The 14,347-nt window shown below is 55.2% G+C and carries 12 protein-coding genes; 4 read left to right on the top strand and 8 right to left on the bottom strand.

Features of this window, described 5'->3' with window-relative positions; genetic code table 11:
- Positions 1–15: 15 nt before the first annotated feature.
- The 6 genes from AB5Y76_RS18090 to AB5Y76_RS18065 form a co-directional block, all read right to left on the bottom strand.
- Positions 16–795, bottom strand: coding sequence for a hypothetical protein (locus AB5Y76_RS18090; RefSeq protein WP_263717099.1), 780 nt, complete (start codon positions 793–795; stop codon positions 16–18).
- Between the two features lie 97 nt (positions 796–892).
- Positions 893–1,534, bottom strand: coding sequence for a hypothetical protein (locus AB5Y76_RS18085; protein ID WP_263717098.1), 642 nt, complete (start codon positions 1,532–1,534; stop codon positions 893–895).
- A 520-nt stretch (positions 1,535–2,054) separates the two neighbouring features.
- Positions 2,055–2,327, bottom strand: a complete 273-nt coding sequence (locus AB5Y76_RS18080; RefSeq protein ID WP_005337011.1) for a hypothetical protein — start codon at positions 2,325–2,327, stop codon at positions 2,055–2,057.
- A gap of 380 nt (positions 2,328–2,707) precedes the next feature.
- Entirely contained in the window at positions 2,708–4,297 is a 1,590-nt protein-coding gene (guaA, locus tag AB5Y76_RS18075; protein WP_040066364.1) for a glutamine-hydrolyzing GMP synthase, read from the bottom strand.
- An 84-nt stretch (positions 4,298–4,381) separates the two neighbouring features.
- Entirely contained in the window at positions 4,382–5,845 is a 1,464-nt protein-coding gene (gene guaB, locus AB5Y76_RS18070; protein ID WP_005360033.1) for an IMP dehydrogenase, read from the bottom strand.
- A gap of 444 nt (positions 5,846–6,289) precedes the next feature.
- The gene (locus AB5Y76_RS18065) at positions 6,290–6,841 is read right to left on the bottom strand and encodes a cytochrome b (protein ID WP_263717097.1); all 552 of its coding nucleotides are present in this window, start codon (positions 6,839–6,841) and stop codon (positions 6,290–6,292) included.
- 290 nt (positions 6,842–7,131) lie between these two features.
- Between AB5Y76_RS18065 and xseA the strand changes: the two genes are divergently transcribed.
- Positions 7,132–8,511 (top strand): exodeoxyribonuclease VII large subunit, encoded by a 1,380-nt coding sequence (gene xseA, locus AB5Y76_RS18060; RefSeq protein WP_263717096.1) that lies wholly within the window; start codon positions 7,132–7,134, stop codon positions 8,509–8,511.
- Positions 8,512–8,627: 116 nt separating this feature from the next.
- On the opposite strand, the gene AB5Y76_RS18055 is transcribed toward xseA, so the two are convergent.
- A complete protein-coding gene (locus AB5Y76_RS18055) occupies positions 8,628–9,347 on the bottom strand; it encodes a GntR family transcriptional regulator (protein ID WP_005360030.1) in 720 nt (239 codons plus the stop codon).
- A 247-nt stretch (positions 9,348–9,594) separates the two neighbouring features.
- Between AB5Y76_RS18055 and AB5Y76_RS18050 the strand changes: the two genes are divergently transcribed.
- Positions 9,595–10,050, top strand: coding sequence for a PTS sugar transporter subunit IIA (locus tag AB5Y76_RS18050; RefSeq protein ID WP_368177802.1), 456 nt, complete (start codon positions 9,595–9,597; stop codon positions 10,048–10,050).
- Positions 10,051–10,200: 150 nt separating this feature from the next.
- Here AB5Y76_RS18050 and AB5Y76_RS18045 read toward each other — a convergent pair whose 3' ends face one another.
- The gene (locus tag AB5Y76_RS18045) at positions 10,201–10,947 is read right to left on the bottom strand and encodes a helix-turn-helix transcriptional regulator (RefSeq protein WP_081318870.1); all 747 of its coding nucleotides are present in this window, start codon (positions 10,945–10,947) and stop codon (positions 10,201–10,203) included.
- A 408-nt stretch (positions 10,948–11,355) separates the two neighbouring features.
- Between AB5Y76_RS18045 and AB5Y76_RS18040 the strand changes: the two genes are divergently transcribed.
- Positions 11,356–13,569 carry a DNA-binding protein gene (locus AB5Y76_RS18040; protein ID WP_368177800.1) on the top strand — a complete coding sequence of 738 codons (2,214 nt, stop codon included), beginning with the start codon at positions 11,356–11,358 and terminating at the stop codon, positions 13,567–13,569.
- Between the two features lie 42 nt (positions 13,570–13,611).
- Entirely contained in the window at positions 13,612–14,334 is a 723-nt protein-coding gene (locus AB5Y76_RS18035; RefSeq protein ID WP_029300291.1) for an AAA family ATPase, read from the top strand.
- The last annotated feature ends 13 nt before the right edge of the window (positions 14,335–14,347 follow it).

Genomic DNA, 14,347 nt, shown 5'->3' with positions numbered 1-14,347 from the left:
CTCTTGAACAGATTGTTATTCTGTTCCCCCTTCCCAATCAACAAAATCTAGGTCTTCTTTTAAAAATCGCCAGACATCTATGGTAAACTCAATGAACACCTGTACCGTCATTATCCCAACAAATATTGCGAAACCAGCAAGCTCAACTGAATACCCGTTAAAGTTAAAGAGGAATAAAGACACATATAAAGCCAACATTAAGCAAACCAAGATAAGCCCTTTAGCTAACGTCGAGAGTATCGTCTGAGAAGTGATTTGTTTTATAGCAGCCAAGAAAAGCGCAGAATTGTACTTTTCTATATTCCCAATATATGTTGTGATCTTTAGATAATTAGAGTAACTTTTATCATCAAGTTTCTTCAGATGTTCATGGAAATTTTCGTGTACTTCAGACTTCGTCATATATGGAAAGTCTTGGGGATCTTTTGAGATGAATTCGAGAGCTAACCGCTTACAAATACCATTGCTATCTGGCATTTCATTGGAAAACAAATAATCTCTAAGAGAACATATTTCTGCCATTAATTGACTAATTAGAGTTAGACGTTCAGATTTTCCGTTTTGCATATGATGCAAAATGAATGCAAAACATACACTACAAAACAATGCTAACACTGTCATAATTCCTGCCGTAAATGACAGCGCATCACTTTTTGAAAAATCAATAAAAGAACCACCATATAGTTCCACTTTATGCTTTATAACTAGATAAGTTAAAACAGATAGATATATTGAAAATGAAAGTTGCCATCGAACATGCGTAGCAAAGGCGTATAATTTTTTGTTCTTTATCAAAGATAACCTCTATCTATAAATTTCATGAAATAATAACGCCGGTCTAAGTGACTAGAAACTCTACGTGTTGACAATCCCTCTTGAGGCATTTTCAGGCTTAAAATTTGCACTTTGAACTTTTAGAAAACCATTCTGTATCTCTACATGCGGCCTCCAAAGCTGATATTTCAGAAGTCAAACTTAGCGGCGTCCAATAGTCACCAGAAACCAAATACTTGTTCTTTGTAACTGAATTTATCCATCCAAAACTAGCTAGCTTTTTATGGAAAAAATTTATAAACAAGTTTGTTGGCATCACCTTATATTCGATAAAAACTATCATTGCCGCTGGTTTATAGTAAGCACGAGCCGATAGTGGTGGAACCCTAAATACCTCACTACTATTAGAAGAAATATCAATACCATCTAACTCTTTGAATTCATAAGCAGGAATGTATGTTTCATTACCACCAGGCACAGAAACACCATATCCATCAACTGGCAACTCAATAAGAATATCTTTTGTAAGAATGAAAACGACTTCCTGATTAACGTCTGGAAAAACCCTAAATTTTTCTATGGTATAATCTACCGGGCTACTATTGGTCACTTTGAATTCATAACCAGAACCTAATGGTCTAATAAACGATACAGTCACACTTTCATTAATATAGTTAAACGAAACCTGTAATAATACTAATAATAAACCACTGCCAATCAAAAAGGTCCAAAATTGCTTCAGTCTGGAGGGTTTATTCATAATAGGAACTTGGTGGAAAACTTTCTTTGACGAATTCCTTGAAATTTTTTTCTTTGTCTTCGACATACCCTCTAACCTAGTTAATTTTCATTCATATGTAAGCTAACACTAATTAGATAGAAGACGGTACTGATTCAATAACAGTACTCTCCGTATAACGCCGCTTCATTTTCACAACCATCATAAAAAATCATTTTAAATCATAATATTACCAAACTGGTACCAGCATCTGATCGCATTCGCTTCCATCCACTGCGGTTTCCACCTAGCTCATAGATAAAACCAAAACATACATCTCCAAACGACTATCATACCGAGCAAGGCAGATAAGCAACAGAGGGGGATGAGATTTTGATGAGCAAGATCAACAAATCAATTAATAAGTACAAATACCGACCACATATCAGCAGTGCCGGAGCATAGATAAAGAAAAGACGCCCTAAGGCGTCTTTTCTTTTATCTGGAGTCTGGAGCAAACCGGTTAAGAGATCTCCCCCTCCCCGCCTTACCCGCAACCCCATCAGATCGGGGTGATGGAGGTGATATGGGCATCCCCGTCCAGTGATTTGAAGATCTGCACCACGGCTTCGCCATGGATCGGTTTGGCAAGCGGCACTGTGCTCTTGCACTTGAAGCGGTAGTTGGTGCCAGCCACCACTTGAGTGGAGACTTCAAAGGGTACATATTGCACCCCGACAAATCCTTTCAGCGCCTGATCAAATACCGCCTGATCTTCGGCGGTCAGCTTGTGATATGCGGTCCATCCACCCACCAACACTGCTTGTTCTGACATATCAAACTCTCCGTGCTCTATGATCCCGACTCGTTTGGCCGTTCGGGCTGCGCCCCGTTGATTCAAGTGGTTTCCGGTCTCCACCGGGGTGTCATCACTGCCGGTTGGCGCGATAACAATGGGCAAATTTACGCAGCTATCTGTAACTGGATCAGCCCTCCCCCCAGCCACGAGCCGCTGTTGACAGCGGGCTCAATTGGCATGAGAGAGCCTAGTGCGGGATGGCAAAAATGCCCCTGTCACATATGACAGGGGCAAGTTGGCGAAAAAGCTGCTCGAAAAAAGAAGATGTGTGGCGCAAACGATTGAGAAAAGAAAAGACGCCTCAAGGGCGTCTTTTTTGCATTTTTATGCTCGAAGGGTAGAAGGGCTAGCGCCGCTTATTCCCATTCGATAGTTGCGGGCGGCTTGCCGGAAACGTCGTACACCACGCGGGAGATACCGTTGATCTCGTTGATGATGCGGTTCGATACGTGACCGAGGAAGTCGTACGGTAGGTGAGCCCAGTGGGCGGTCATAAAGTCGATGGTTTCGACAGCACGCAAGGCAATGACCCAGTCATATTTGCGACCATCGCCCATCACGCCAACGGAGCGCACCGGCAGGAAGACGGCGAACGCCTGGCTGACCTGGTTGTAGAGGTCGGCTTTGCGCAGCTCTTCGATAAAGACCGCATCGGCGCGGCGCAGAATATCGCAGTACTCTTTCTTCACTTCGCCAAGGACGCGCACACCCAGACCCGGGCCCGGGAACGGGTGACGGTAGAGCATGTCGTAGGGCAGACCCAGCTCCAGACCAACGCGGCGTACTTCGTCTTTGAACAGCTCGCGCAACGGCTCGACCAGACCCATCTTCATCTCTTCCGGCAGGCCGCCGACGTTGTGGTGAGACTTGATGACGTGGGCCTTGCCGGTCTTGCTGGCAGCGGATTCGATAACGTCCGGATAGATGGTGCCTTGTGCCAGCCACTTGGCGTTTTTCAGCTTTTTCGCTTCGTCGTCGAACACTTCAACGAAGACGCGGCCAATGATCTTGCGCTTGGCTTCCGGCTCGTCAACACCGGCCAGGGCAGAGAGGAAGCGCTCTTCCGCTTCAACCTTGATGATGTTCAGACCAAAGTGGTCACCAAACATCTCCATCACCTGCTCGCCTTCGTTCAGACGCAGCAGGCCGTTGTCAACGAAGACGCAGGTCAGGCGATCGCCGATGGCGCGGTGCACCAGCATGGCAACCACGGAGGAGTCGACACCGCCGGAGAGACCGAGGATCACTTCATCGTCACCCACCTGCTCGCGAATGCGGGCAACGGCGTCGTCGATGATGGTGGCCGGGGTCCAGAGGCATTCGCAGCCGCAGATGTCTTTGACGAAGTGCTCCAGCATGCGGGCACCCTGACGGGTGTGGGTCACTTCCGGGTGGAACTGCACGCCGTAGAAGCGCTTGGCTTCGTTGGCCATGGCCGCGTGCGGGCAGGTCGGGGTCTGGGCGATGGTGGTGAAGTCGGCCGGAATGGTGGTGACCTTGTCACCGTGGCTCATCCAGACATCCAGCAGGGCATTGCCGTTGTCGGCGATGGCATCTTCGATGTTGCGCAGCAGTGCGCTGCTCTTGCCAGCCTCGCCCAGCACTTCCACCTTGGCGTAACCGAATTCACGCTCGGTAGAGGATTGCACCTTGCCACCCAGCTGCTCAGCCATGGTCTGCATGCCGTAGCAGATACCGAACACAGGGACACCGGCGTTGAACACATACTCGGGGGCGCGCGGGCTGCCCGCTTCGGTGACGGACTCGGGGCCGCCGGAGAGGATGATGCCGCTCGGATTGAATTCGCGGATCTGCTCTTCGGTTACGTCCCAGGCCCACAGTTCGCAGTAGACGCCGATTTCGCGCACGCGGCGGGCGATCAGCTGGGTGTACTGGGAACCGAAGTCGAGGATAAGGATACGGTGCTGGTGAATGTCTTTAGTCATTTTATTCCTGCATCAGGCTGATGTTGTCACAAAGGGCACGGGATAAAAAAAGGGTGGAAAAACGGGGCGCAGGGCCCCGTCTTATCAGCCCATCCGATAGTTGGGGGCTTCTTTGGTAATGGTCACATCGTGGACGTGGGACTCTTTCATCCCGGCGCCGGAGATGCGCACGAATTCAGCTTTAGTACGCATGTCGTCGATGGTGGCGCTGCCGGTCAGGCCCATGGAGGAGCGCAGGCCGCCCATCTGCTGGTGGATGATCTCTTTGAGGCGACCCTTGTACGGCACGCGACCTTCGATGCCTTCCGGCACCAGCTTGTCGGCGGCGTTGTCGGTCTGGAAGTAGCGGTCGCTGGAGCCTTTGGACATGGCGCCCAATGAACCCATACCACGGTAGGATTTGAAGGAGCGACCCTGATAGAGCTCGATCTCGCCCGGCGCTTCTTCAGTACCGGCGAACATGGAACCGACCATGACGCAGCTGGCGCCCGCGGCAATGGCCTTGGCGATGTCGCCGGAGAAGCGGATACCGCCATCGGCAATCACCGGAATACCGGTGCCTTCCAGCGCGTCAACGGCGTCGGAGATGGCAGTGATCTGGGGCACGCCCACACCGGTCACGATACGGGTAGTACAGATGGAGCCCGGGCCGATACCGACCTTGACCGCATTGACACCGGCAGCAGCCAGCGCCTTGGCGCCCGCGGCGGTCGCCACGTTGCCACCGATGATCTGCAGATCCGGATAGGCGTCGCGAGTGGCCTTGATGCGATCCAGCACGCCCTGGGAGTGGCCGTGGGAGGAGTCGATCAGCAGCACGTCAACACCGGCTTCCACCAGCGCGGCGACGCGCTCTTCGTTACCGGCACCGGCACCGACCGCAGCACCGACCCGCAGACGACCCTTGTCATCTTTACAGGCGTGGGGCTTGCGCTCGGCTTTCTGGAAATCTTTAACGGTGATCATGCCCTTGAGTTTGAAGTCGGCGTTCACCACCAGCACTTTTTCGATGCGGTGCTTTTGCATCAGGGCTACCACCTCTTCGCGAGGGGCACCTTCACGCACGGTGACCAGACGATCTTTCTGGGTCATGATCTGTTCAACGGTCTGGGAGAGGTCAATCACGAAGCGCACGTCACGGCCGGTGATGATACCGACCAGCTGATTGCCGTCAGTCACCACGGGGTAACCGGCGAAGCCATTCTTGTGGCTCAGCTCCTTGATTTGGGCGATGGTCATGTCAGGGCGCACGGTGACGGGGTCAGTAACCACGCCGCTCTCGTACTTCTTGACCTTGCGCACTTCGGCAGCCTGCTGCTCGATGGACATGTTCTTGTGGATAAAGCCGATACCGCCTTCTTGGGCCAGTGCGATAGCCAGACGGGCTTCGGTCACTGTGTCCATGGCAGCGGAAATCATCGGGATGTTCAAGCTGATGGCGGAGGTCAGCTTGGTACGCAGATCGGCAGTATTGGGAAGAACTTCGGAGTGGGCGGGAACCAACAGTACATCGTCGAAGGTTAACGCTTCTTTGGCAATCCTGAGCATGGCAATATCTCACCGTTGAGGAAGTGGGGGTGTAAAATATTGCCGACGAAGTTTACTCACGCATTGGTCACTGGTAAAGAAGTTTTTTGAATTTTTTATGGCATAGCCCTCTTTTAGGCGGCCAAAACGCCAAAAAACCAAGATTATCAGTACGAAAAGCGCCGTTTCGGGGCAAAAGAGTTGGCTAACCGGTGATTTATGCAAAACCGGTAGGTGCCGACGCAGCCCAACCCCCATGCCAAGGGATGGTCGACAGGGGCTCAGGGGGCAAGCGGCCTCTGACCACCCTCCCCTTGTTTTGTGTCCTTGTATTCTCTCTTGCCCTCGCGGCGACCACTCGCACCGGTATCATTCTCCTCTCCATGTCCTTTGCTCGGTCTGGCTAATAAATTTAGCCCGCTGCCAATATATATCTTCTTGCACAGCAAGGAGTGCCTCTCTTTATTATTTTCGCCCCACCATCCGCAGCAAGGTATTATCTTTATCCAGCAGATGATGTTTCAACGCCCCGACAATGTGCACCAGCAAAAATGCCAGCATTACATATGGCAAATAAATATGGATTGTGTGAGCAATATCCCGAACGGATTCACTGAATGGAATCACGTTGGCAGGATCACGGGTATCTGGATTCATCGGAATAATAGACCAGCCAAATATCGCAACACCTCGGCCAGCCGCAGCGGAATAACAGAGACCGGACACCGGAATAAGCAGCGTTGAAATCAGCAAACTCCAGTGGATCGCCCTGGCTGCCAATGCCTCGTAAACAGGATATTGACGCACAGGCTCAGGCCACCCTTTAACAAGGCGGAGAATGGCGCGGGGCAGGATCAAGATCAGTGCAATCACCCCCAGAGATTTATGCAGCGCATAGAGATCCCATATTTCAAATTTAACCATCAGATAACCCACAAGGGTCAGGCCAATCATCAGCAAGGCAACCGACCAGTGCAGCAAACGGGTCGTCAAACTTAAGTGGATTGAGGGATTCATAAGCTACTCCAAACAGGGGGCGAGTGAACGCTGGTCAAGATGGTGGCGCCGTGAACATCAGCAGCACCTGAGATATCAACAGCATCTAGGCAAGCCGCAACTTGGCCCGATGCAGGCAAGCGCGAGGGCTTTTATCGGAAGCCATACTGCCTGCACGGATAAACGGCAGCGTTTCCAATCTTGCTTTTCTGCTGCTGGCGCCTCCTGCTTAACGCCCTCCCCCTGTTTCGGGTTAAGATAGCGGCCATCGTTTTATCCCGGCACCGCCGGGGCAGACTACAGGTACGCCTTTGAACCGATTTACCCCATCCAGTGCGGCGAGCGGCCGTGAGCAGCAGGTCTTTACCGTCACCCGCCTCAACAGCGCCGTGCGCATGATCCTGGAGCAGGATCTGGGGCTGGTGTGGCTGACCGGCGAGCTCTCCAATCTGGCGATGCCAAGCTCCGGCCACTGGTACTTCTCCCTCAAGGACATGTCGGCGCAGGTGCGCTGCGCCATGTTCAAGGGCAACAACCGGCGGGTGGCGTTTCGCCCGCAGGATGGCATGCAGGTACTGGTGCAGGCGCGGGTCTCCCTCTATGAGCCGCGCGGCGACTACCAGCTGATCATCGAGTCGATGCAGCCCGCAGGCGATGGCGTATTGGCCCTGCGTTTTGAAGAGCTCAAGCGCCGTCTCGGCGCCGAGGGGCTGTTTGACGAAGGCCGCAAGCGGCCGCTGCCCCGTGAACCGCGGGCGGTGGGCCTTATCACCTCCGCCACCGGTGCCGCCCTGCACGATATGCTGACGGTGCTTAAACGGCGCGCGCCGGATCTGCCGGTCTTTATCTACCCGACCCAGGTACAGGGGAGCGCCGCCATCAGCCAGATCGTCGCGGCGATCGCCAAAGCGAACCAGCGCGCCGAGGTGGATGTGCTGATCGTCGGGCGCGGCGGCGGGTCGCTTGAAGATCTCTGGTGCTTTAACGAAGAGGCGGTGGCGCGTGCCATTGCCCACTCCGCCATACCTGTGGTGAGCGCGGTGGGCCACGAGGTGGATGTCACCATCAGCGACTTTGCCGCCGACTTGCGTGCCCCTACCCCGTCGGCCGCCGCCGAGCTGGTGGCGCCGGATCAGAGCACCCGGGCCCAGCGTCTCGTTCACCTCAAGCAGCGACTTCTGCAGGCAATGAACCGCCAGCAGACCGCAGCCCGCCACGATTTCATCCTGCTGCAAAAGCGGCTCGACCATCAGGACCCGAAGCGGCGACTGGAACAGCAGTCCCAGCGCCTCGATGAGCTTTCCACCCGTTTGCAACAGCTATTGCGCCAGCGGTTGCATCAGGGGGAACGACGCCTCACCAATCTTGAGCTGCGCCTGCAGGGCAAGAGCCCGGAGCGCTTGCTGGCTGCCGGCAAGCGCCGCCACCAGCTGGCCGAGGAGCGGCTTCATACCCTGATTGCCAAGCGCCAGGATCTGGCGAGCCACCGCCTCGCCATGCTCACCACCCGCCTCGACGGGGTGAGCCCGCTTGCCACCCTGGGGCGCGGCTACTCCATCACCCGCACTGCGCGTGGCGAAGTCATCAGCCGCGCCGATCAGGTCAACAGTGGCGATCAGCTCGTCACCACCCTGGCGCAAGGGAGCTTGCAGGTACGGGTCGAGGGAGTTATCAACGACTCAGCGCAGTAGATCGGCTGCATCAAACCACCCGCCAATCTGCTATTCAGCCTAGCAATCAGCCAAAAACAAAGGCCACCACCGCAAACACGGTGGTGGCCTTTTGTATCTCGGGTGCTGGCAACCGCTCACCCCTTGGTACGGCGCGCCACCAGAGTGAACTTGTAGTCATCGCTCTTGAAGAAGTTGCGACTGAACTCGAACACGGTGCCATCTTGCAAGAAGCCGCGGGAGACCTTCTCGATAATGGGCTTGGCTGGATCGATACCGAGCGCCTCCACCACCTGCGCCGAAGGGAGCACCGGAATGATCTCCTGCTCGCTGCGGTCAATCACCAGCTGCTTCACCTCTTCGATGTAGTGGTACTTGGAACCCTGCATCACCGCATAGCTGAGGTCGGGGAAGAGGGCGAGCGGCATCCAGGTCTCCTCCAGCGTTACCGCGATCTGGCGAATAAAGCGCACCCGCTTGACGTAATAGACCAGCGCCCCTTCCAGCAGATTGAGCCGCTCGGCCAGCTCGCTGCTTGCCTTGATCACCTCGAAGGCAAGAATGTCGCTGTGGGTCTCGGCCGCAGGATCGGTCACCTTCTCGTAGAGGCTGGTGAGCTGATAGATGTCGTAGTTCACCTTCTCCTGCCGCACATAGCTGCCGCTGCCCTGAATGCTCTCGATGACGTTGAGTTCGGTCAGCTGCTTGAGGGCCTGACGCACCGTCACCCGGCTCACCCCGAACTGCTCGCGCAACTCGGCTTCGGTGGGCAGGGCATCGCCAGGGGCCAGCTCCCCTTGCGCAATCCACTGCTGGATGGTGTCGGCTATCTGGCGATACATGGGTTTTTTCGACACGAAAGGCCACCTCGTCGGCTCTGCGCCATGATAAATGGAAGAGGCGCCATTCTACCCCAGTTACCCGGCAGACAAAACGGCTCGGCCTCATTTGACCTAACAAATCACCCCGATAAAACAATACAAGAACAATACAAATAACGAATTGTATGATACCACTCACAAAAATCAGTCGGCCGGTTTGTTAGCATCGCTGTCACTTTCACCATGACGGCTTGCTGGCAAGCCAACCTGACAGAGGATCATCATGAATCTGACCAGTCTTACCGGCCCCCATCTCATCACGCTGCAAACCCGGTTTGCCGATCGGGATGCGGCCATTCATGCCCTGGCTGATCGGCTCGATCAGGCCGGCAAGCTGCACGACAAGGCCGCCTTTCTGGCTGCGGTCATGGCCCGCGAGGCGCAGGGCCCCACCGCCCTTGGCGAAGGGCTGGCGGTACCCCACGGCAAGTGTGATGCGGTGCGTGAAGCAGCCTTTGCCGTCGCTACCCTGAGCGAGGAGCTGGGCTGGGAGGGGATCGACGGCCCTGAGCCGGTCAACCTGATCTTCATGCTGGCGATCCCAACCGATCAGGCGGGCTCCTGTAACCCACCACCAAGAATGAAAAACCGGGAGCTGGTGAAAACAAGTGGGAAATGGCGGGACAAACTCAGGAATAGCGGGGCTTGTGGCGTGATGCGGTTAAGCCAAGCCGTTTAACCGCAAAATGAAAACTTTCGAGTCAAGCTGCTAGCCAATGCGCTGAAAATGAAAAACTAGGCGTAATGCCTAGTTTTAATTGGGATTGTTTAATCCCTTTGTAAACAGGTCACGAAATCCTAACTGGCGGAGTTGTTAGGATGTTTTTGGCTAAAAAAAATCGTGCCCGGCCCAGACTACCTTGCCGATCACGGCCAGGTTCTCCAGCTGGTTGGCTGGAACGACCTGCAGGGGGTAATCATCGCGGTTGTCGCTGATGATGGTGATCCCACCATCGAAGTTTTTCTGCAGGCGCTTGGCGTAGAGCTCTTCCCCCAGGCGCAACACGAAGATGGATCCATCTTCGATCTGATTCTTGCTGATATCGACCAGGATAGAGTCACCAGAGTGGATGGTGGGCTCCATGCTGTCGCCTTTGGCGAAGACCACCACCAGGTTATCCGGGTTTAACTTGCGAAACGTGAGCCACTTGCGGCGAAAGGCCAGCTTGCGTTTAACCTCATGATCATCATTAAACGCACCATGGCCGGTACTGACGGTGACATGGTAGCCATCGATCAGCGCGTACTCCTCATCAAACTCCTCACGTTGCACCATCTGCTCGGCCGCTCCATCGGGGTGTTTCGGGCCCTGACCGGTGGCCAGCCACTCCAGATTCACATTGAACGTCCGCGCGATGCGCAGCGCCTTGTCGATGGTGGGCAGCGAATTAAACGGTGGGAAGTATTTGCGCATCCCCGACTCACTCATCCCCACCAGTTCGGCAAATGCCTTGTAGCTCAGGCTCCCGCGCAGCTCATCCAGACGGTCACTCAAAGTATCCATTCCCGCCGTCAGAAAAGATACCTCACCGTCTTTTTGTGCTGCTTGTGGTTTTTCTTCATAACGCTCTGACATACAAGGAATTCTCGGCTAGTGGCTAATGCTGGTGAGTCGGTAGACAAAAAATTCCGCACAAAAAGACTTGTCAATCTTTTTGGGGTGATCAATCATTCATATGTGACGCATTGCGACATAAAATCATTCTTTTATGAATGATAAAGATACGCACTGCGACACTTGATGATACCGAAACGGGGTGAGTATGTCAGGGAAAACACCAGAGTGGATCAGGGCTGAGCTCATAAAATGCGGATATTCCCAAGCTGCTTGGGCCCGCGCTAAAGGGTTGCACCCCCGAGCCGTACAGCGTTGCATCAAACACTATGCTCCGGCCAGAGGGATTAGCCCCAAGCGTCGGGAAAGCCGCGCCATCATGGCCCTGCTGTCCGAGTCGCTGGGGATCGACCTGCTGGGAGGTGACCAATGAGCACCTGGTACACCGCCCAGGCGCTGGCCGGATTGGTCGGCATGCCCGCTTACCCCGATGGTGTGCGCAAAAAGGCCGAGCGTGAAGAGTGGCAAAGCCGCAAGCGCGAGAAAGGCAAAGGGGCCGAATACCACATTGGCTCACTGCCGATTGAAACCCGCCGTTACCTGGCAGAACAGGCTGTGGCCACACAAGGCCATGCAGTGACCGATCATGCAGCGGGTGGCAAGGCCATGGCCAAGTTGCTGGCACGCGAGGTGCCGGTCAAACCGGAGGCAGGCCGCAAATTGCTGACTTTGGGGGAGGGGGCTCGCCAGAAGGTCGATGCCAGACTGCTCATCCTGCAGGCCGCCGATATCTTCCTGGCCCCCTATCACGCCTGCCAGCAAGGGGAGGTGGGTCGCCGCGCCTTTATCGAGGCATACCGCGCCCGCACTCTAGCCCTGCCTGTCAGCGTTTATGAAAGGCAAAAGCCATTCAGTCTGATCACCCTGCGCCGCTGGCAAAGTGCGCTGGCGGATGAAGGCCCCGCAGCCCTGGCTGGCAACTATCAGCGGGAGCGGCCATCAACCGTCGAACAGAGCCCGGATCTGGCCCAGTTTCTCACCGCACTGGTCACTACCAAGCCCCATCTGGCCAACAAGTGGGGGGCGCTGCACGAACTGGCCAGCCAATACAGCGAAATGAACCAGCTGGGATGGCAGATCCCCAGCCAATCCTCCTTGCGTCGCTGGATGGTGAAATGGTTGGCAGAGAACAAGGTGGCGTTTACCTACACCACCAACCCGGATGCCTACAACAACAAATACCGCAGCGCGATCGAGGAGATGTACCCCTGGATGGCCCAGCCCAACGACGTGTGGGAGTTCGATAGCACTCCGGTCGATGCCATGCTGGTGGATGGTCGCCACAGCATCATCGCGGTGATCGACGTGTATACCCGTCGCGTTCGTCTGCTGGTGGCCAAGAGCTCATCGAGCGAAGGGATCTGCTTGCTGTTGCGCAAGACCCTGCTGGCCTGGGGCACCCTCAACGATAACGGCGTGATGCGCACCGATAACGGCTCTGACTACGTGAGCCAGCGGGTCATGTCCATCTGCACTCTGCTTGGTATGAACATCAGCCGCTCCAACGCCTACTCGGGGTGGGAGAAACCCCATATCGAGCGGTTTTTCCGCACCTTGAGCCATGGCCTGATAGAGCTGTTGCCCTCCTATATCGGCCACTGCGTGGCAGACCGTCAGGTGATAGAGGCCCGCAAGAGCTTTGCCCAGCGCCTGGAAGAGAAGCGCAAACCGGATGCGCAAAAAGAGATTTACGAGCTGGCCATGACAGCCGCAGAGCTGCAAACCCTGCTCGATAACTGGCTCGATGCCCGTTACCACAACCGCAAGCACAGTGCCCTAGGGGTCAGCCCCAATGAAAAGTACCAACTGGCCCGTTATCAGCGCCGCGCCATCCCCGATGAAGCTGCGCTGGATCTGCTGCTCAACCATATCGGCGAGGCGACCGTCTCCAAAGGCTTTATCAAGGCCGGTGGCCTCAAATACAGCGCCCCCGAACTGTTGGAGCACAACTGGAAGAGCCAGCGGGTCAGCGTCTTTCTCGATCCGAGCGATGTGGGCCGCGCCATCTTGTACCGCACCGGCGATTGGAACGAGCGGATCGAGGCTATCAACATCGACCTGCTGGGCAATGGCATCAGTCCCGATGCCTTCCGGGCGGCCAAAAAAGCCGATGCCAAGGCGTTGGCCAGTTTTCGCCGCGAGATGCGCAACCTTGCCAAGACCTTTGGCATCGACCAGCTCCATCAGGATGTGGTGCGCCACTTCGTCGATCAGGCCAAGGGTATTGAAGCGTTCAGTCGGCGCGATCTCACCCTCGATAACCCGGCATTGGCCGCGCTCACCGGGGTCTCAACCCCCGCTGAACCCGCCCGTTTCAATGCGGCAGAGCTGGCCGCCATAGAAGCCAGACGAGAAGCGAAAGCGCAGCGGGCGCAAGCCACCGCAGGGCAGGAATCGAGAGCACTCAAGACCGAGTACGAGCAAGCCATCTATCTGGCAGAGCGGGAGCTGGATACCCCGCTGACAGAGCGGGAGAAGGAGTGGCTGACCCGATACCTCTACAGCCACAAGCTGATGGCAAAACGCATTAACCGCCATCTGGATGAAGTTCGGGCTACCCGCCGCACCCAGGCAAAAGGTTAGCGAGTAGCCCGAAAAGGCCCAAAAACAAAGGACAAACCCACTATGAAACACAAGATCGTTGAAGTCAAAAACATGATCAAGACCGAGCAGCTGCTCGACAACTTGCTCAACCGCTCCAGCATAGTGCCAGGCATTGGCCTGATCCATGGCCCCTCCGGCTTTGGCAAGACCACCGCTGTGGAATGGCTGTTCAACCAGGACGAAGTGAACGGCATCTATGTCCGCTGCTACAAGGCCGACACGGTGACCAGCCTGCTGGAACAGATTGCCAAAGAGATCGGCATTCCCCAGCGCCATAACCTGCGTGCTCAGGTCGATAGCATCATCGAATCCGTCCGTGCCGAAGAGCTGGCCATCTTCGTGGATGAGGCCGATTACGTGGTCGGCAATGCCCGCATCATGGAGACCCTGCGCGATATCTACGATGCCACCGAACAACCCCTGATCCTGGTCGGGATGGAAGAGATTGCCCGCCGCATCAGCCAGCGCAAGCAACTGTTTAACCGCATCTCCCAGTGGATCGAATTCAAACCGGCCGATCTCGATGACGTGTCCCTGATTGCCAGCGAAATGCTGGAGGTGGACGTGGAGATCGACGATGCACTGCTGGATCTGATCCGCAAGCGTTCCAATGGCGTGGTGCGCACCATCGTCTCGGCCCTCGACAAGATTGAAAAAATGGCGATGGCCTCTGATGCCCGGATTATCCGGCTGGAGGACGTTGACGCCAGCGAGCTGCTCCATGACGTGCGTCGCAGCCGCTAGCCGTCAGGCTACA

Source organism: Aeromonas sp. R1-2 (assembly GCF_040908505.1).
GTDB lineage: Bacteria > Pseudomonadota > Gammaproteobacteria > Enterobacterales > Aeromonadaceae > Aeromonas > Aeromonas veronii.
The sequence above is the reverse complement of the archived record's forward strand: the minus strand, read 5'-3'. Positions and strand labels throughout refer to the sequence as shown.